16 protein-coding genes are annotated in these 17322 nt (G+C 72.1%); 11 read left to right on the top strand and 5 right to left on the bottom strand.

Annotated elements, in window-relative coordinates; translation table 11 throughout:
- Nucleotides 1-4: 4 nt before the first annotated feature.
- From AB0B85_RS05780 to AB0B85_RS05740, 9 genes are all read left to right on the top strand, one after another.
- Entirely contained in the window at nt 5-682 is a 678-nt protein-coding gene (locus tag AB0B85_RS05780) for a Crp/Fnr family transcriptional regulator (RefSeq protein ID WP_076467173.1), read from the top strand.
- 114 nt (nt 683-796) lie between these two features.
- Nucleotides 797-1540 carry a metallophosphoesterase family protein gene (locus AB0B85_RS05775; protein WP_357403970.1) on the top strand — a complete coding sequence of 248 codons (744 nt, stop codon included), beginning with the start codon at nt 797-799 and terminating at the stop codon, nt 1538-1540.
- Nucleotides 1541-1730: 190 nt separating this feature from the next.
- Nucleotides 1731-2336, top strand: coding sequence for a TetR/AcrR family transcriptional regulator (locus AB0B85_RS05770; protein ID WP_357403968.1), 606 nt, complete (start codon nt 1731-1733; stop codon nt 2334-2336).
- 38 nt (nt 2337-2374) lie between these two features.
- Nucleotides 2375-3172, top strand: coding sequence for a TIGR03084 family metal-binding protein (locus AB0B85_RS05765; RefSeq protein ID WP_357403966.1), 798 nt, complete (start codon nt 2375-2377; stop codon nt 3170-3172).
- Nucleotides 3169-4845 carry an acyclic terpene utilization AtuA family protein gene (locus AB0B85_RS05760; protein WP_357403964.1) on the top strand — a complete coding sequence of 559 codons (1677 nt, stop codon included), beginning with the start codon at nt 3169-3171 and terminating at the stop codon, nt 4843-4845. Before AB0B85_RS05765 ends, AB0B85_RS05760 begins: the two co-directional genes overlap by 4 nt.
- A complete protein-coding gene (locus AB0B85_RS05755; protein WP_357403962.1) occupies nt 4842-6038 on the top strand; it encodes an acyl-CoA dehydrogenase family protein in 1197 nt (398 codons plus the stop codon). Before AB0B85_RS05760 ends, AB0B85_RS05755 begins: the two co-directional genes overlap by 4 nt.
- A 55-nt stretch (nt 6039-6093) precedes the next feature.
- Nucleotides 6094-7695, top strand: a complete 1602-nt coding sequence (locus tag AB0B85_RS05750) for a carboxyl transferase domain-containing protein (RefSeq protein WP_357403960.1) — start codon at nt 6094-6096, stop codon at nt 7693-7695.
- A 13-nt stretch (nt 7696-7708) separates the two neighbouring features.
- Nucleotides 7709-9670 carry a biotin carboxylase N-terminal domain-containing protein gene (locus AB0B85_RS05745; protein WP_357403958.1) on the top strand — a complete coding sequence of 654 codons (1962 nt, stop codon included), beginning with the start codon at nt 7709-7711 and terminating at the stop codon, nt 9668-9670.
- A 16-nt stretch (nt 9671-9686) separates the two neighbouring features.
- Nucleotides 9687-10850, top strand: coding sequence for an acyl-CoA dehydrogenase (locus AB0B85_RS05740; RefSeq protein ID WP_357403956.1), 1164 nt, complete (start codon nt 9687-9689; stop codon nt 10848-10850).
- Between the two features lie 189 nt (nt 10851-11039).
- Here the strand turns inward: AB0B85_RS05740 and AB0B85_RS05735 are convergent, their stop codons facing one another.
- Together AB0B85_RS05735 and AB0B85_RS05730 are read right to left on the bottom strand one after the other, a co-directional pair.
- The gene (locus AB0B85_RS05735; protein WP_357403954.1) at nt 11040-12053 is read right to left on the bottom strand and encodes a hypothetical protein; all 1014 of its coding nucleotides are present in this window, start codon (nt 12051-12053) and stop codon (nt 11040-11042) included.
- Nucleotides 12050-12397, bottom strand: a complete 348-nt coding sequence (locus AB0B85_RS05730) for a PadR family transcriptional regulator (protein ID WP_357403952.1) — start codon at nt 12395-12397, stop codon at nt 12050-12052. The genes AB0B85_RS05735 and AB0B85_RS05730 overlap by 4 nt, the downstream gene beginning before the upstream one ends.
- A gap of 78 nt (nt 12398-12475) precedes the next feature.
- Here AB0B85_RS05730 and AB0B85_RS05725 point away from each other — a divergent pair, with 78 nt between their 5' ends.
- Nucleotides 12476-13168, top strand: coding sequence for a hypothetical protein (locus AB0B85_RS05725; protein ID WP_357403950.1), 693 nt, complete (start codon nt 12476-12478; stop codon nt 13166-13168).
- A gap of 24 nt (nt 13169-13192) precedes the next feature.
- Here the strand turns inward: AB0B85_RS05725 and AB0B85_RS05720 are convergent, their stop codons facing one another.
- On the bottom strand, nt 13193-14374 hold the full coding sequence (locus AB0B85_RS05720) for a hypothetical protein (protein ID WP_357403948.1): 1182 nt from the start codon (nt 14372-14374) through the stop codon (nt 13193-13195).
- Complete coding sequence (locus AB0B85_RS05715) at nt 14371-15312, bottom strand: transporter substrate-binding domain-containing protein (protein ID WP_357403946.1); 942 nt, start codon at nt 15310-15312, stop codon at nt 14371-14373. Before AB0B85_RS05715 ends, AB0B85_RS05720 begins: the two co-directional genes overlap by 4 nt.
- A 169-nt stretch (nt 15313-15481) precedes the next feature.
- Between AB0B85_RS05715 and AB0B85_RS05710 the strand changes: the two genes are divergently transcribed.
- Nucleotides 15482-15823 carry a hypothetical protein gene (locus AB0B85_RS05710; RefSeq protein ID WP_357403943.1) on the top strand — a complete coding sequence of 114 codons (342 nt, stop codon included), beginning with the start codon at nt 15482-15484 and terminating at the stop codon, nt 15821-15823.
- Here the strand turns inward: AB0B85_RS05710 and AB0B85_RS05705 are convergent.
- A complete protein-coding gene (locus AB0B85_RS05705) occupies nt 15810-17321 on the bottom strand; it encodes a serine/threonine-protein kinase (protein ID WP_357403941.1) in 1512 nt (503 codons plus the stop codon). The genes AB0B85_RS05710 and AB0B85_RS05705 overlap by 14 nt on opposite strands.
- Between the last annotated feature and the right edge of the window lies 1 nt (nt 17322).

Raw genomic sequence — 17322 nt, 5'->3', positions numbered from 1 at the left:
CGCGATGGACGAGGTACTTGCCCGCAGCGGGATCTTCCAGGGTGTCGACCCGGAAGCTGCCGAGGCGCTTGCCAAGGAGATGGAGACGATCGAGGTCCGCAAGGGCGAGGTCGTCTTCAATGAGGGCGAGCCCGGTGACAGCCTCTATATCCTGCTGTCCGGGAAGATCAAGGTTGGTCGGCGCGCCGCGGACGGCCGGCAGAACCTGATCGCGGTGATGGGGCCCTCGGACATGGTCGGTGAGCTGTCGCTCTTCGACCCGGGTCCGCGTACGGCGACCGCCACCGCGGTAACTGACACCCGGCTGGTACGACTGCGCAAGCAGGCGCTGCGGCCCTGGCTCGCCAACCGGCCGGAGATCGCCGAGCAGCTGCTTCGGGTGCTCGCCCGACGCCTGCGGCGGACGAACGACTCGCTCGCCGACCTGATCTTCACGGACGTGCCGGGTCGGGTCGCGAAGAACCTGCTCCAGATGGCTGGCCGGTTCGGCACCCGCGACGGTGGCGTCCTGCGGGTGACCCACGACCTCACCCAGGAGGAGATCGCCCAGCTCGTCGGCGCCTCCCGGGAGACGGTCAACAAGGCGCTCGCCGACTTCGCCTCGCGCGGCTGGCTGCGGCTGGACGGCAAGAGCATCATCATCCTGGACCCGGAGCGCCTGGCCCGTCGCGCCCGCGTCTGATCTGAGCGGTACGTCGCGTCCCCGCCTTCCGTCACCGACGGGCGGCGGGGACGTTTCGTCTGCCCGCCGCAGAAATGCTGGCTCGGGGACTGCCGAAGCGGTGAGGGTGGGGCCATGGTGAACAGAGTTGCTGTCCTCTCCGATATTCACGGCGTACTCCCCGCGCTGGAGGCCGTGTTGGCCGAGCCGGACGTCGCCGCCGCCGACCTCCTCGTGCTGACCGGCGACATCGCGTCCGGCCCGCAGCCGGTCGAGGTGCTGGACGTGCTCGCCAACCTGGGTGACCGGGTCTGCTGGGTGGGCGGCAACTGCGAACGTGAGCTGGTCGACGCGCGGGCCGGCCGGCCCGCCGCTTTCGAGGTGTCCAACTGGGCGGCCGGGCAGCTCCGCGAGGACCAGGTGGCCCGACTCGCGGCCCTGCCGGCGACGGCGACTGTCGAGATCGACGGTCTCGGGCTGACGCTGTTCTGTCACGCGACCCCTCGTGACGACGAGGAGGTGGTGCTCGTCGACTCCCGGATGTCCCGCTGGGCGGAGGTGTTCGCGGGCCTCCCGGCGGACGTCTCGACGGTGGTCTGCGGCCACACCCACATGCCGTTCACCCGGCTGGTCGATCGACGTCTGGTGGTCAACCCGGGCAGCATCGGCATGCCGTACGGGGGTGCGGGCGCGTGGTGGGCGCTGCTCGGGCCGGGCGTCCAACTGCGCCGCACCGCCTTCGACGTGGACGCGGCGTGCGCCCGGGTGGCCGCGGAGTCCACCTTCCCCGACGCGGCGGCGTGGGCCGACGAGTACCTGCGCTCCCAGCACAGCGACGCCGACGCGCTGGCCGTCTTCGGCCCCCGCGACGGCCGCTGACCCGGCCGGTCGGGGACCTGGGTGAGCGTGCCTTCAGAGCTGACTCGTCTGCGACATCAGCTCCGAAGGAAGCACACCGCAGGCCAACCGCTGAGCCACGTCCCCCCACCGCCGCGAGTTCAGTGCGGCAACGCGGCACACAAAAAAAGTCAGTCTTGACTGTTTGTTTCGGAGGCAGCAGGCTGTTCCCGTGTCCACCGCATCGACGCGCGTCCCTCAGCAGGAACGCAGCCGTGCCACCCAGGCCCGGCTGCTGGACGCGACAGTCGACTGCCTGATCGAGCACGGCTGGTCCGGCACCACGACCACAGTCGTCGCCGCGCGGGCCGGTGTCTCGCGCGGCGCCCAACTGCACCACTACCCGACCAAGGCGGCCCTGGTGACGGCCGCCGTGGGTCATCTCGCCGAGCGGCGGGCCGCCGAGTTACGCACCGAGGCCGAGGCGTTGCCGGCCGGCCCGCAGCGGCTGGACCGGGTGATCGACCTGCTCGGCGTGGCGTTCACCGGGCCACTGTTCGTGGCGGCTCTCGAACTCTGGGTCGCCGCCCGGACCGACCGGGAACTCCGCGACGCCCTGGTGCCACTGGAGGCCACTGTCGGCCGGGAGATGCACCTCCTCACCGTGGCGCTCCTCGGTGTCGACGAGCGCCGACCCGGCGTCCGCGAGGCGGTCCAGGCCACTCTCGACCTGCTCCGCGGGCTCGGGGTGGCCAACCTCCTCAGCGACGATTCGACCCGCCGTGCTGCCCTGCTGAGCACCTGGAAGCGCCAACTCGCCACAGTGCTCACGCCCTGACCGCCGGCCACGCCGGCCACTACCGACCGGAGGCACCCATGGTCGACTACACCGACCTGCTCGCGGATCTGGCCGCCGAGTCCGCCCAACTGGACCGCCTGGTGGCGCCGTTGCCGGCGGCCGACTGGGCCCGCCCGACCCTCGCGCCGGGCTGGAGCATCGGGCACCAGATCGCCCACCTCGCCTGGACCGATCACGTGTCGCTGCTGGCGGCCACCGATACCGAGGCGTTCTTCGCGGCGGTGACCGCCGCACCCGACCCGACGCGGATGGCCGACGACGGCGCCGAGGAGTTCCTCGCCCCACCGGCGGAGCTGCTCGCCCGCTGGCGGGCCGGCCGGACGGCGCTCGCCGACGCGCTGGCCGCCGTCCCGGCCGGCGAGAAACTGCAGTGGTTCGGCACCCGGATGTCGGCCACCTCGATGGCGACCGCCCGGATCATGGAGACCTGGGCGCACGGCGAGGACGTGGCCGAGGCGCTCGGCGTCGTCCGACCCGCGAGCGACCGGCTCCGGCACATCGCGCACCTCGGTGTGCGTACCCTCGGGAACGGCTTCGCCGCCCACGGCCGGGACATCCCGACGACGCCGATCCGGGTCGAGCTGGTCGGGCCCGGCGGCGACCTCTGGACCTGGGGTCCGGCGGACGCCGCCGACCGGCTGAGCGGGCCCGCCCTGGACTTCTGCCTGCTCGTCACCCAGCGCCGACACCGCGCGGACCTCGCCCTGGTCGCCACCGGGCCGGTCGCAGACGAGTGGCTCGACGTGGCGCAGGCGTTCGCCGGGCCGCCCGGCGACGGCCGGAGGCCCGTCGGCGAAGACGGCACGCCTACATGATCCGGATCGGCAACGCCTCCGGCTTCTACGGTGACCGGTTCACCGCCTGGCAGGAGATGCTCGACGGCGGCGAACTGGACGTGCTGACCGGTGACTACCTGGCCGAGCTGACCATGCTGATCCTCGCCCGGGATCGGCTGCGCGACCCGAACCTGGGCTACGCGAAGACCTTCCTGCGGCAACTGGAGACGTGCCTCGGCACCGCCCTGGAACGGGGGGTGCGGATCGTGACGAACGCCGGCGGGTTGAACCCGGCCGGTCTGGCCGCCGCCATCGGCGCGCTCGCCGGCCGGCTGGGCCTACCGGCCCAGGTCGGGTACGTCGAGGGCGACGCCATCGGGCGACCGGACGCGTTGAGCGCGAACGCCTACCTCGGCGCGTTCGGCATCGCGGCCTGCCTGGACGGCGGAGCGGACGTGGTGGTCACCGGCCGGGTCACCGACGCGTCGCTGGTGACCGGCCCGGCCATCGCGCACTACGGCTGGAGCCGCGACGACCTCGACGAACTGGCCGGAGCAACAGTCGCGGGGCACCTGATCGAATGCGGCGCACAGGTCACCGGTGGCAACTTCAGCTTCTTCACCGAACTGCCCGACGGTGGGCACCGACCCGGATTTCCGATCGCCGAGGTGCATCCGGACGGCTCGACGGTGCTCACCAAACACGCTGGCACCGGCGGCGCTGTCACTGTGGAGACGGTCACCGCACAGCTGCTCTACGAGATCGGTGGGCCGGCGTACCTGGGGCCGGACGTGGTGGCCCGGCTGGACACCGTGGCGTTGCGCCAGGACGGGCCGGACCGGGTCCGGGTCTCCGGCGTCCGGGGCACCCCGCCGCCGCCAACGCTCAAGGTGGGCGTCAACAACCTCGGCGGCTTCCGCAACTCGATGACCTTCGTCCTCTGCGGACTCGACATCGAGGCCAAGGCCGCCCTGGTCCGCGGGCAGGTCGAGGAGGCGGTGGGGAAGGACGGGCTGGAGTTCACGCTGGCCCGGACCGACCACCCGGACGCCGCCGACACCGAGGCCGCCAGCGCCCTGCTGCACGTACACCTGCGCGACGTCGACAGGGCGCGAGCCGGGCGGGCCTTCTCGGCCGCCGCTGTGGAGTTGGCGCTGGCCTCGTACCCGGGCTGCACGCTGACCACCCTGCCCGGCGACGCGACCCCGTACGGCGTCTTCACCGCCGACGCGGTGCCGCAGGACGCGGTGGCGCACGTCGCGGTGCTGCCCGGTGGTGAGCGGGTGCCGATCGCCCCACCGATCCGCACCGCGCCGGCAGTGCAGGACGCGACCGTGCCGGGCGGCGACGCGCCGGTCGGCGGCCCGACCCGGCGCGGGGCGCTCGGCGAACTGGTCGGCGCGCGCTCGGGCGACAAGGGCGGTGACGCCAACCTCGGGGTCTGGGCCCGGACCGACGCCGGGTACGCGTGGCTGCGCGCCTGGCTGACCGTCGAGCGGCTGGCCGAGCTGTTGCCGGAGACCGCGCCGCTGTCGGTGCGGCGCTACGAGCTGCCGAACCTGCGCGCTGTCAACTTCGTGATCGAGGGCCTGCTCGGGGCGGGGGTGGCCGCGTCCACCCGGTTCGACCCGCAGGCCAAGGCGCTCGGGGAGCTGCTGCGCGCCCGCATCGTCGACCTGCCCGCCGATGTGCCGCCGGGGGTGACGCCGTGAGCATCGTGGACACGCCGGAGCGGCGGCAGCTACGCGAGTTGACAAGGGCCTTCGTGACCCGGGAGGTGCTGCCGCACCTGGACGACTGGGAGCGGGCCGGCGAGGTGCCCCGGGCGTTGCACGCGAGCGCCGCGAAGCTCGGCCTGCTCGGCATCGGCTTCCCCGAGTCGGTGGGCGGCAGCGGCGGCGACCTGCTCGACACGATCATCGTGACCGAGGAGTTGATCCGCTCCGGCGGCTCGTCGGGGCTGGTGGCGGCCCTGTTCACGCACGGCATCGCGGTGCCGCACCTCGTCGCGGCGGCCGGTGCCCGCACCGGTGGGTCGCTTGGCGGTCGGCTCGGCGGCACCGCGTCCCCGGGCGACGACGATCTGATCGAGCGGTACGTCCGGCCCACCCTGGCGGGCACGATGATCGGCGCGTTGGCGATCACCGAGCCGGACGGCGGTTCGGATGTGGCCGGCATCCGCACGACCGCCCGCCGGGACGGCGACCACTACGTGGTGAACGGGTCGAAGGCGTACATCACCAGCGGGCACCGGGCCGACTTCGTGACCACAGCTGTGTGCACCGGATTCCCCGGCAGCGGTGGACTGACCCTGCTGGTCATCGACAAGGGGTCGCCCGGCTTCACGGTGGGGCGCCGGTTGGAGAAGCTGGGCTGGCACTGCTCGGACACCGCCGAGCTGTTCTTCGCGGATGTGCGGGTGCCGGTCGCCAACCGGGTCGGCGCGGAGAACACCGGCTTCCTGGCGATCATGCAGCACTTCGCCGCGGAGCGGCTGTCGCTGGCGACCCAGGCGTACGCGACGGCGCAGCGCTGCGTCGAGCTGGCGACGCGCTGGTGCCGGGACCGGGAGACCTTCGGGCGTCCACTGGCGAGCCGGCAGTTGATCCGGCACCGGTTGGCCGAGATGCACACCCGGGCCGAGGCGGCCCGGTCGTACGTGCACGAGGTGGCCGCCCGGGTGGCCGCCGGTGAGCCGGTGGTGACCGAGGTGGCGATGGCGAAGAACGTGGCGGTGGCCGCCTGCGACCACGTCGTCGACCAGGCGTTGCAACTGCACGGCGGCTTCGGCTACCTGCGCGACGCCGAGGTGGAGAGGCACTACCGCGATGCCCGGATCCTGGGCATCGGCGGCGGCACCACCGAGATCATGAACGAGATCATCGCGAAGGGCATGGGCCTGTGAGCGCGAGGAGTGAGCCGGGTCTGCGAGCCCCGCAGTCGCGAACGAAGGAGCCACTGTGAGCATCCTGGACAGCGCGGTCGACCCGGCCGCTCCCGGGTACGCGGCGAACCGGGCCGCACTGCTGGAGCGGCTTGCCGAGCTGGACGCCGCGCTGGACCAGGCGCGGGCGGGCGGCGGCGAGAAGTACGTGTCCCGGCACCACAAGCGCGGCAAGCTGCTCCCCCGGGAGCGGATCGAGCTGCTTGTGGACGCGGACAGCCCGTTCCTGGAGCTGTCACCTGTCGCCGCGTACGGCACCGACTTCCCGGTCGGGGCCAGCGTGGTCACCGGCATCGGTGTGGTCGAGGGTGTGGAGTGCCTGATCGTCGCCAACGACCCGACGGTACGCGGTGGCGCGGTCAACCCGTGGTCGCTCGCCAAGACCCGGCGGGCCGGTGAGATCGCCCTGGCCAACCGGCTGCCGATGGTCAACCTTGTCGAGTCGGCCGGGGCGGACCTGCCCACCCAGGCGGAGATCTTCATCCCGGGTGGTCGGGTGTTCCGGGACCTGACCCGGCTCTCGGCGGCGGGCATCCCCACTGTCAGCGTGGTCTTCGGCAACGCCACTGCCGGTGGCGCGTACGTGCCGGGGATGTCCGACCACGTGATCATGATCAGGGACCGGTCGCAGGTCTACCTGGCCGGGCCGCCGCTGGTGAAGATGGCGACCGGCGAGGTCACCGACGACGAGTCGTTGGGCGGCGCGGAGATGCACGCCGGCACGTCCGGGCTGGCCGACTATCTGGCCTCCGACGAGCGCGACGGCATCCGGCTGGCCCGGCAGTGCGTACGCCGGCTGAACTGGCGCAAGCACGGCCCGTCGCCGCGGACGGCGGTGCCGCAACCGCCGAAGTACGACCCGGAGGAGCTGCTCGGCATCACCAGTGCCGACCTGAAGGTGCCGTTCGACCCGCGCGAGGTGCTGGCCCGGATCCTGGACGGCAGCGACTTCGACGAGTTCAAGCCGGCGTACGGGGACGCGCTCGTCACCGGCTGGGGCGAGCTGCACGGGTACCCGGTGGGCGTGCTGGCGAACGCCCGGGGGGTGCTGTTCAGCGCGGAGGCGCAGAAGGCGGCCCAGTTCATCCAGCTCGCGAACGCTGCCGACACGCCGCTGATCTTCCTGCAGAACACGACCGGCTACATGGTGGGCACCGAGTACGAGCAGCGCGGCATCATCAAGCACGGCGCGTTGATGATCAACGCGGTGTCGAACTCGACGGTGCCGCACCTGACGGTGAACCTGGGCGCCTCGTACGGTGCCGGCAACTACGGCATGTGCGGTCGGGCGTACGAGCCGAGGTTCCTGTTCACCTGGCCGAACGCGAAGTCGGCGGTGATGGGCCCGGCCCAGCTCGCCGGGGTGCTGTCCATCGTGGCCCGGCAGGCCGCCGCTGCCCGGGGACGCTCCTTTGACGAGGAGTCCGACACCGCGATGCGGATGATGGTCGAGCAGCAGATCGAGTCGCAGTCGGGCGCGCTCTTCCTCTCCGGCCGGCTCTACGACGACGGGGTGATCGATCCCCGGGACACCCGTACCGTCCTCGGGCTCTGCCTCTCGGCGATCCACAGCGGACCGGTGAAGGGCGCCGACGGTTTCGGCGTCTTCCGGATGTGAGAGGGCTACGCGGATGATCCAGAGACTGCTTGTTGCCAACCGGGGTGAGATCGCCCGTCGGATCTTTGCCACCTGCCGCACGCTCGGCATCACCACGATCGCCGCGTACTCGGACGCGGACGCCGACGCGCCGTTCGTCGCCGAGGCCGACCTGGCCGTACACCTGCCGGGAAACACGCCTGCCGAGACGTACCTGGACATGGTGCAGATCCTGCGAGCGGCCCGCCGGTCCGGCGCGGACGCCGTGCACCCCGGCTACGGATTCCTGGCCGAGAACGCCGAGTTCGCCATGCGGGTCGCCGAGCACGCCGGGCTGACCTGGGTCGGCCCGCCGGCCAAGGTGATCGCCGCGATGGGCGACAAGATGGCCGCCAAGGCGTTGCTCGCCGACGCGGGCGTGCCGATGCTGCCCACGTGGACCGACGCCGGGCAGGTCACCGACTACCCCGTGCTGGTCAAGGCCACAGCGGGCGGCGGCGGCCGGGGCATGCGGGTGGTCCGCGACCCGGACGGGCTCGCGGAGGCCGTCGCCTCCGCGCGCCGCGAGGCGGCTGCGGCGTTCGGCGACGGCACGGTCTTCATCGAGCGGTACGTCGAGCGCGGCCGGCACGTCGAGGTGCAGATCTTCGGCGACACCCACGGCACTGTGGTGGCCCTCGGGGCGCGTGACTGCTCGATCCAGCGCCGGCACCAGAAGATCGTCGAGGAGGCTCCCGCGGTCCTGACGCCGGAGCTGCGGGACCGGCTGCACGCCGCGGCGGTGGCCGCCGGCCGGGCGGTCGAGTACGTGGGCGCCGGCACTGTCGAGTTCCTGCTCGCCCCCGACGGCCAGTTCCACTTCCTGGAGATGAACACCCGCCTCCAGGTCGAGCACCCGGTCACCGAGGCGGTCACCGGGCTGGACCTGGTCCGGCTGCAACTGCTTGTCGCCGAGGGTGAGCCGCTACCGCTCACGACAACTCCGCCGGCCGACGGTCACGCAATCGAGGTACGGCTCTGCGCCGAGGATCCGGCCCAGAACTTCCGCCCGGTCACCGGCACCCTGCACCGCTTCACGATCCCCGGGTTGACCAGCGAGTTCACCCCGACGAAGGGCCTGCGCCTGGATTCCGGTGTGCTGGCCGGGTCGAGCGTGAGCGTGCACTACGACTCGATGCTGGCCAAGCTGATCGCCTGGGCGCCCACCCGCGCCGAGGCGGCCCGGGCGCTGGCCGGCGCACTCGCGCGGGCCGAACTGCACGGCGTGACCACCAACCGGGATCTGCTGGTCCGGGTGCTGCGCAGCCCCGACTTCGCCGCGCTGGAGGTCGACACCGGCTTCCTCGATCGGCATGCGGAGGTGTTCGAACCGCTGCTGCCCGCCGAGCTGCTGCCGGTGGCGGCGCTGGCCGCCGCGCTGGCCTCGGCCGCCGCGCGTCGGGCGAGCGCCCCCGTGCTCGCCGGGCTCCCCTCGGGTTGGCGCAACGTGCCGGCGTTTCCGCAGGTGGCCCGGTACGCCGATCGGACCGGGCGGGAGATCGAGGTCCGCTACCGGCTGGCTCGGGACGGCGGCCTCGCCGAGTGGTCGACGGATCCGGCCAGCGAGATACCGGCCCGGCTGGAGGAGGCCACCCCGGACCGGGTGGTGCTCACCGTGTTGGAGAGCCGGTGGCAGTTGCGCGTACACCGGGTGGGTTCGGAGGTGTTCGTGGACGGCCCGGCGGGGGCGGCGAGCCTGACCGAGCTGCCGCGTCTCCCGCTGCCCACAGTGGAGCTGGCGGCCGGTTCGCTGCTCGCGCCGTTGCCCGGCGTGGTGACCCGGGTGCACGTCGAGGTGGGCCAGCGGGTCGCGGCCGGCGATCCGCTGCTCACCCTGGAAGCGATGAAGCTGGAACATCAGGTGCTCGCCCCCGCCGACGGTGTGGTCGCCGAGTTGCCGGTGCCGGCCGGCGGTCAGGTACGCACCGGCGCCGTGCTTGCCGTCATCGAAGACTGACGAGGAGAACCCCTTGATGACCTTCGACCTCACCCCCGAGCAGGACCAGCTCCGCGACGCCGTGCGGGCGTTGGGCCGCCGCTACGGTCATTCCTATTTCGTGGCGAAAGCGAAATCGGGGGAACACACCACCGAGCTGTGGGCCGAGGCGGGACGGCTCGGCTACCTGGGGGTCAACATCCCCACGGAGTACGGCGGTGGTGGCGGCGGCATCACCGAGCTGGCCATCGTCTGCGAGGAGCTGGCGGCGGCGGGGTGCCCGCTGCTGCTGCTCGTGGTCTCTCCCGCCATCGCGGCGACAGTGCTCAACCGGCACGGCACCGAGGAGCAGCGCAAGCGGCACCTGCCCGGCCTCGCCGACGGCTCCCAGAAGATCGTCTTCGCGATCACCGAGCCGGAGGCCGGTTCCAACTTCCACCGGCTGGGCACTGTCGCCCGTCGCGACGGCGACGGGTGGCTGCTCAACGGCCGCAAGTGCTACATCTCCGGGGTCGACGAGGCAGGCCACGTCCTGGTGGTGGCCCGTACCGAGGATTCCGCCACCGGCAAGCTCAAGCCGGCGCTGTTCCTGGTGCCGACCGACGCCGCCGGGCTGACCCGGTCCAAACTGGACATGGAGATCGTGTCCCCGGAGAACCAGTTCCTGCTCTACCTGGACGACGTGCGGCTCCCCGCCGACGCGCTGCTCGGTGAGTCGCTGGACGCCGGACTGCCGGCGCTCTTCGCCGGGCTCAACCCGGAGCGGATCACGGTGGCCGCGATGGGTGCCGGCACCGGCCGCTACGCCATCGAGCGGGCCAGCGAGTACACCGCGACCCGCAAGGTCTGGGGTGGCCGGAGCATCGGCTCGCACCAGGGCGTGTCCCATCCGTTGGCACACGCGGCGGTGCAGGTGGAGTTGGCCCGCCTGATGATCCAGAAGGCTGCCACCCTGTACGACGCGGGCCGCGACCTGGAAGCCGGGGTGGCCGGCAACATGGCCAAGTACGCGGCCGGCGAGGCAGCAGCCCTCGCTGTCGACACCGCCGTCCAGGTGCTCGGCGGGGCCGGCATGACCACCGAGTACGGGGTGGCCACGCTGCTCGGTGCGGTACGGGCCGGCCGGATCGCCCCGGTCAGTCGGGAGATGATCCTCAACTTCGTGGCCCAGCACGTCCTCGGTCAGGAGAAGTCCTACTGAGCCGACCCGCCCGGCCTGCCCGGCCCGCCCGGCCTGCCCGGCCCGCCCGGCCTGCCCGGCCTGCCCGGCCTGCCCGGTCTGCCCGGCCCGGATGATCGACTCGGTTTCTTTGAGCCGGGGGTGTCCACGGCCCATCGATGCCCCGACTTTCACGAGAACCGAGTCGATCACCTGCGGTCCGCGTCCTGCCTACGCTTCGGACGTCCCCGGCCGCTCGCGGTGGTGCAGGATCACCACGGCCACCGCGAAGAGCAACACGGGGGCCAGCACCAGCGTCGACCACTGCGCCCAGGTGAGCGCATCGAGGACACCGTCGTGGCCGGAGCGCTCCAGGAACGTCCCGGGAGTCCCGAGCCCCACCCGGGTGAGCAGCAGGATGACGCCGACCGGAACGACGAGCGCGAGCAGGCGCAGTCGGAGCACCGTCGGCGTCGACAGGACGGCAATGGCGAAGAGCAGGTATCCGGTGCTCAGCAGGATCGCCTCGACCCGACCGACACCGACGGTGAATACCAACGAGCCGTAGATGGGCGACGTCGAGCTGTCCGCGGCGGTCAGCAGGGCGATGCTCGGCGCACCGACGCTGACAAGCGTCGCCGCCGCCAGTGTGCCGAGCCGCCAGCGTGCGAGGGTGGCAGTGGCGGAACGGGGAGCGCGGACGGCGAGGGCCAGCGGGACCAGCGCGGCGACCACGGCCGGCCAGAGGTTGAAGACAGTCGAGTACTGCAGGTAGGCCTCAGCGACCCGAACCACCTCGAACGCCGCGCCGCCAACGGCGATGGCGGCTGCGGCCCGGCCCCACCCGGATGCGGCGAACACCGCAACGACGAGCCACAGCGCCGCCACGAGACCAACCGGCCAGAAGACGAACTCCTCACCGATCCCGTCGGGATAGCTCTCCGCGAACATGGCGAGGTGCAGCACCGGAACGCGCGCGTCGCGCACGAACAACAGCAGCGCGGCGACAAGGCCGAGCAGCTGCGCCGCATCCCGCCACGCGTCGACCGAGAACCGGGCGCCGACCTGTCGGACGTGCGCCCGCACCGCCCCACCGAGCAGTGCGAGCACGTCTCGTGCGGCCGGTCTGCGCTGGCCCGGCGCGGCGTCGTCGAGCAACACCCCGATCAACTCGTCCTCGTACTGCCGCCGGTACGCGCGGGGGTAGCAGGCCAGCAGCCACCGGTATGCCTGGTGCAACGTCATGCCACACCGCCTTCGAAGATGAGGCCGGCACGGCGTAGCCGCACGCTCGCCGCGTCGGCGTTGCTCCGCAGCCGCGCCGACTCCTCGGCCAGGCGTTGCACCCCGGCGGCGGTGAGTCGGTAGTACCGACGCAACCGGGACTGCACCTGCTCCTCGCGCTCGATGTCGACGAGGCCTTCGGTACGCAGCCGGTCCAGCGCCGCGTAGAGGGTGCCGGCGCGCAGGTCGACGCGCCCGTCGGAGATTCGGCGGACCTCGTCGAGGACCGCGTAACCGTGCCGGGGGGCCTCGACGAGCGCGGTGAGGATCAGATAGCTCGCCTCTTGCATGGACGCCTTCGTCATTGCCACAGCATATACATTTGGTCTGCATATGCGGGTATGCGGGCACCGTCCGACCGCCGCGTCGGAAATACTGAGCCCGTGCGCGACGACGTCGAGTTCGACCGGCTGGTGGAGGGGCTCTACGGCGCCTTCGCCCACCACCGGATGCCCGCCGACATGGAGGCCTGCCCGCACTGCGTGGACCCGGCGTACCTGGCCCGCTTCGCGGCTACCCCGCTGCGGAAGCTGACCACCGACCAGCTCGAGTCCTACCTGGGCAATCGGGGCACCTGGGGGGACGGGACCGAGATCCCGCACCTGCTGCCCCGGTTGCTCGACGCGTTCGCCGGTGGCGAGCTGCCACACCTGCCACCGGAGGCGGCCACCGAGCGGATCCGGGACCAGTGGCCCGGCTGGCCGGCCGCCGAGCGGGCCGCCGTCGAGCGGTTCCTCCTCGGCTGGTGGCGACGGACCCTCGGGGAGTTCCCGTCCACCACCTCGGCCTGGAACCTGCTGGAGGCGGTCGCCGGGCTGCAGATCGACCTCGGGCCGTACCTGGCCGAGTTCGCGCTCACCACGGGCGAGGACACCGCGCGGCACCTGGCCGAGGTCGTCAACGGCTGGTCGTGCCGGGATCCCCTGCCCGACGAGGCGCAGGAGTCGATGCGGCGCTGGCTGGCCGGCGCCACACCCACCGACGTGCTGTGGACCGCCGCCATCAACGCGACAAACCCCCAGATCGCCGACGAGTTGGCCGACGCCGCCGACGCGACGGCACGCCTGCCGCACTGATCGGACCTGCCGCCCGCCACTGGTTCAGCCGGGGATCCGACAGGCGGCGTCGATGCGGTGCACCGGACGGACCCGACGGCCCATGCCCTCCAGCAGCGAGTCCTCGACGTGGAAGTCGCGGATGCGCAGCTGGTACCGGGGCAACTCCTCCTCGCTCGGGCAGAGCACCTGCGCGCGGACCCGATCGACCGGCACGTACCGCACCCCACCCCGCTCCTGCAGGATCACCATGTTGACGTCGTCGGTGGTGATCACGTGCCCGCGGACGTCCTCGGTGGGCCCGTTCTCCGCGCCCACCGTCGTCACGGTGAGCGGCAGCACCGGTGTGCTGATCACCGGCACCGCGGCCCAGAGCAGCATGGCGAGCATCGCCACCTCGGTCACCGACGCCAGCGGCCGGATCACCACGCCCGGCAACGGCCCCGCGATGAAGAGAGCCAGCAGCGGCGGCACCACGAGCAGCGCCAACACCAACAGCTCGCCCTGCTTGCCGGCGTCCCGCAGCGTCGGCAGCAGCAGCCAGCCGTACCCGGCGAGCAGTGCGACGATGATGACAAGTCGTGGCACCACCCGTTGGTGCAGTCGCCCGGGGCGCAACTGGAACGCGGCCGCGAACGCCGGCAGCAGCAATGGCAGATAGAGCAGCGGCCAGGTGATCAGGGCGAGCAGGAAACCGGCAAGCACCACCCAGGCCGGGGTGAGGTCGGCCCAGCGGGCGAAGAGCGGACGACGGCGGGCCCCCGGCGGCAGCCGGTCCGCGCCGACGGCCAGCACCGCCCCGAGCGCGAAGACGGCGACCATGCCGGTGGAGAGCAGCCGGGCCGCAGTGGTCAGGAAGCCGGCGAGCAGGTTGACCGGCCCGACGTTCGCCACCAGCAGCAGTGTGGTCTGAAGTTCGCCGCCCGCCTCCACCCCGAGGCGGAGCACCGAGAAGATCGCCGGTACGCCCACCAGTGCCGTCCAGAAGGACTGACTGGCCCGGGCCCGCCGCTCCGCCGGGTCCCAACGGATCCGCCCGGGCTCGACGTCGGCGACGACCGGGTCGGCTGGCTCGGCGACCGGCCGGTCGACGCGGTCCACCGCCCCCGCCGGCGGTTCGGCTACTGCCGTACCGTCGGTGGCCGGTGCGGCGGCGACGCCCGGCACGGACGTGCGGGGTGGCGGAACCGGGCCGTCGGCGCCGGTTGTGGTCGGCGCCGTGCTCACTTCGCGGGCGCCTTGTCGTCGAAGTCGACAAGCTTCGGCACCTTCAGCGGCTGAGGCTGGCGTTTCTCGACCTTCAGCCACGGGCCCAGGGTGCTGTTGTACGCGCTCTGCCAGGGGCTCACCTCCCCGTTGCGGCCCCGCTCGTAGCTTCGTTGCAGGAAGAACGCGACGAGGTCACGCAGCGCGGGATCGCCGATCGGCACGCCGATGCCCAGCAACTCGCTGGTGCCGAAGGGCATGTCCACGACCTCGAACTCCCTGGGGTAGGTGGCCAGGAATCCGGCGAGGATCGTCTCGTCCGAGCTGACCGCGTCGTACCGGCCAGCCCGGATGCCGTCGACGCAGTCCCCGACGTCCTTCACCACGAACGTCCTGACGCCGTGTTTCTCCAGCTCCGCCTCGGTGGTGGATCCGCCGCTGGTGCAGACCTTGTAGGCCGGGTCACGCAGGTCCTCGATGGTGCGGATCCGGTCCCGGAGGCGGACCGGCACCATCACCTCCTGTGTGGTGACGAAGTACGGCCCGGCGAAGCTGACAAGCTTTTCGCGCTCCTCGGTCATCGAGAAGCTGGACACCACGAGGTCGACGGTGCCGCCCTGCAATGCCGGAATCCGATTCTCGGTGGCCACCGACACGAACTCCAACCGCTGGTCGCCCTCGTAGCCCAGGGAGCGGGCGATGTACCTGCCGATCTCGACGTCGAAGCCGACGTGCTGGCCGTTGCGCAGGTCGCCCATCAACGGCTCCTTGGTGGCGACGCCGATGCGTAGCTGTGCCTGCCGGTAGATGTGCGACTCACGGATCTTCTGCTGCACAGACGGCAGCTCCGGCTCCTGCCGGCTGTCGCAGCCGGCGGCGGCGGCCAGGGTAAGGGTGAGGGCGACCGCCAGGGTCGTCGCGACCGAACGGAGCCGGGACCGGGAACTCTGCACGTTCATGCGGTGACCTCGCTGACGAAACAGCCTGCGGAACACTCAGGGTAGCCAGCGCAAGCTTCTCCGTAGCGACGCCAACCGGACAGCTGGGATGCTCCGAACGAGTGGCTGGTTCGGCGCGGCGACCCGACTGCGCGGTTGACAGTCGCCGATGTCGCGACATGCTGGACGAATGAGTCGATTGTCCAGGCCCGACGCGCGGACGGTGGCGGTGCTCGCGGCACTGGGAGCTCTCGTGCCGCTGGCCCTGCTTGTCGTCTGGCGCCGACAGGACCTTGTCGGCGTGGTTCTCGCCCTGCTCTGCGTCCTGCTGGCGACGGTCGCCGGGGTCGCGTTCTCCGCCGCCCGTCAGGCCGACGGCCCGGAGCCGGAGGACCGATCGGCGACCACCGGGCCGCCCGAACTGATGCCGTACGGGATCGACGCGGACACCCTCGACGCCCTGGACAGTCGGGACGCCCTGCGGGCGGTGCGGGACCGGCGACGCGGCTCGGACGGGATCAGCGGCCGGTGAGGGTGGGCGCGGCGAGCGCGTCCGCGCCCCGGCCGGCCAGACACCGGTACGTCCGGTCGATGCTCCCGTCGACCGGGGGCAGCACCTCCAGGTGCCAGCCGCGCGGCTCGGTGATCCCGGTGGTCAACCGGAACGTGGTGGCGCTGCAGACCTGCCGCACCTGCTCGGCGGCGACCACGTCGGCGTAGCCGGCGCCCACCAGGGACACCGGCAGGATGCCCTCGGCGTACGTCTCCCAGGTGTGCCGACCGGTGCAGGACAGCCGGGCCGCCTCGGCGCGGTCGCCGCGGATCCGCATCGGGCCGAAGCACTCCAGCTCGGGCAGGCACCGGGCCCCCTCGGGCAGCACTGTGGGCGTGCCGGCGCCGGTGGTGCAGCCGGGCAGCAGCCCGGTCGCCGGTGCGGCGACCTGGGTGACAGTCGGGTTCGGGGTCGGCGGTGCCGCGTGGTCGGCGAACCACGCCCCGGCGGTGGCGGAGCCGGCGAGCGCGAGGACCCCGGCTCCGCCGAGGAACCAGCGCCGCCAGCGTCGGACACCGGGGGCCGCCGGCTGGGTGTCCTCGATGGGCGGTCGGGGCACCGGCTGGGTGGACACGTACGGGCCGGGGCGGGTCCCGCCACCGCTGACCGCGCCACCGCTGACCGGGGCGCCGCTGACCGGGGCCGACGGTGGGCCGAACGGCAGGTTGGCGAGCAACTCGTGCAGTTCGAGGGCGGAGGGGCGCTCGGCCGGGTCGTTGGCCATGCCGGCACGCAGCACGTCGATCAGCTCGTCCGGGACGCCGGGCAGCGCGGGGAGCGGCTGGTTGAACATCTCCAGGACGGTGATCAGGCTGGGGTTGCGCTCGGACTGCCAACGGGGCGGCCGACCGTGCATCACCGCGTAGAGGGTGGCGCAGAGCGCGTACACGTCGACGGCCGGTGAAGGCGGGCTGTGGCTGAACATCTCCGGCGGCGCGTACGCCGGGGTGAGCACCTCCAGGGTGACCGAGGCATCCCGGTGCTCGGCGAGCACGGCCAGCCCGAAGTCGGCGAGCACCGCCGAGTTGAAGGCCGAGTGGAGGATGTTCGCCGGTTTCACGTCCCGGTGCAGCACTCCGGCCGCGTGCGAGTGGGCCAACGCGTCGGCGATCTTGATGCCGAGGTCGCGGGCCTCCACCGGGTCGAGTGGCGAGGTCCGCATCCGTTCGGCGTACGAGCCGTCGCAGAGCTCCATGATCAGGTAGGGGTGCTGGTCGACGGTGACCCCGACGTCGAAGAGGTCCACCACGTGCGGGTGTGACGACATCCGGCCGGCAGCCCGCGCCTCGCGCAGGAAACGGGCCTGGTCCCGCTCGCTGTCGAGCGTCCGGTTCTCCACCTTGACGGCGACCTCACGGCCCACCGAGATCTGCGTGGCCTGGTAGACGGTCGCATACCCACCCCGGGCAAAGACCCGCAAATCAGTCAGACCAGGCACGATCGGCACCGGTGGGCCGCCGGTCGGGGTGTCGGTCACC

Source organism: Micromonospora sp. NPDC049044, from assembly GCF_040649215.1.
Lineage (GTDB): Bacteria > Actinomycetota > Actinomycetes > Mycobacteriales > Micromonosporaceae > Micromonospora.
Note: the sequence above shows the minus strand (reverse complement) of the source record. Positions and strands in the feature narration are given on the sequence as shown.

What these genes read in the sequence shown, in the direction of transcription:
- AB0B85_RS05780 (WP_076467173.1), top strand. Translation starts at nt 5, where the DNA reads ATGGACGAGGTACTTGCCCGCAGCGGGATCTTCCAGGGTGTCGACCCG.
- AB0B85_RS05775 (WP_357403970.1), top strand. Translation starts at nt 797, where the DNA reads ATGGTGAACAGAGTTGCTGTCCTCTCCGATATTCACGGCGTACTCCCC.
- AB0B85_RS05765 (WP_357403966.1), top strand. Translation starts at nt 2,375, where the DNA reads ATGGTCGACTACACCGACCTGCTCGCGGATCTGGCCGCCGAGTCCGCC.
- AB0B85_RS05760 (WP_357403964.1), top strand. Translation starts at nt 3,169, where the DNA reads ATGATCCGGATCGGCAACGCCTCCGGCTTCTACGGTGACCGGTTCACC.
- AB0B85_RS05745 (WP_357403958.1), top strand. Translation starts at nt 7,709, where the DNA reads ATGATCCAGAGACTGCTTGTTGCCAACCGGGGTGAGATCGCCCGTCGG.
- AB0B85_RS05740 (WP_357403956.1), top strand. Translation starts at nt 9,687, where the DNA reads ATGACCTTCGACCTCACCCCCGAGCAGGACCAGCTCCGCGACGCCGTG.
- AB0B85_RS05735 (WP_357403954.1), bottom strand. Translation starts at nt 12,053, where the DNA reads ATGACGTTGCACCAGGCATACCGGTGGCTGCTGGCCTGCTACCCCCGC.
- AB0B85_RS05730 (WP_357403952.1), bottom strand. Translation starts at nt 12,397, where the DNA reads ATGACGAAGGCGTCCATGCAAGAGGCGAGCTATCTGATCCTCACCGCG.
- AB0B85_RS05715 (WP_357403946.1), bottom strand. Translation starts at nt 15,312, where the DNA reads ATGAACGTGCAGAGTTCCCGGTCCCGGCTCCGTTCGGTCGCGACGACC.
- AB0B85_RS05710 (WP_357403943.1), top strand. Translation starts at nt 15,482, where the DNA reads ATGAGTCGATTGTCCAGGCCCGACGCGCGGACGGTGGCGGTGCTCGCG.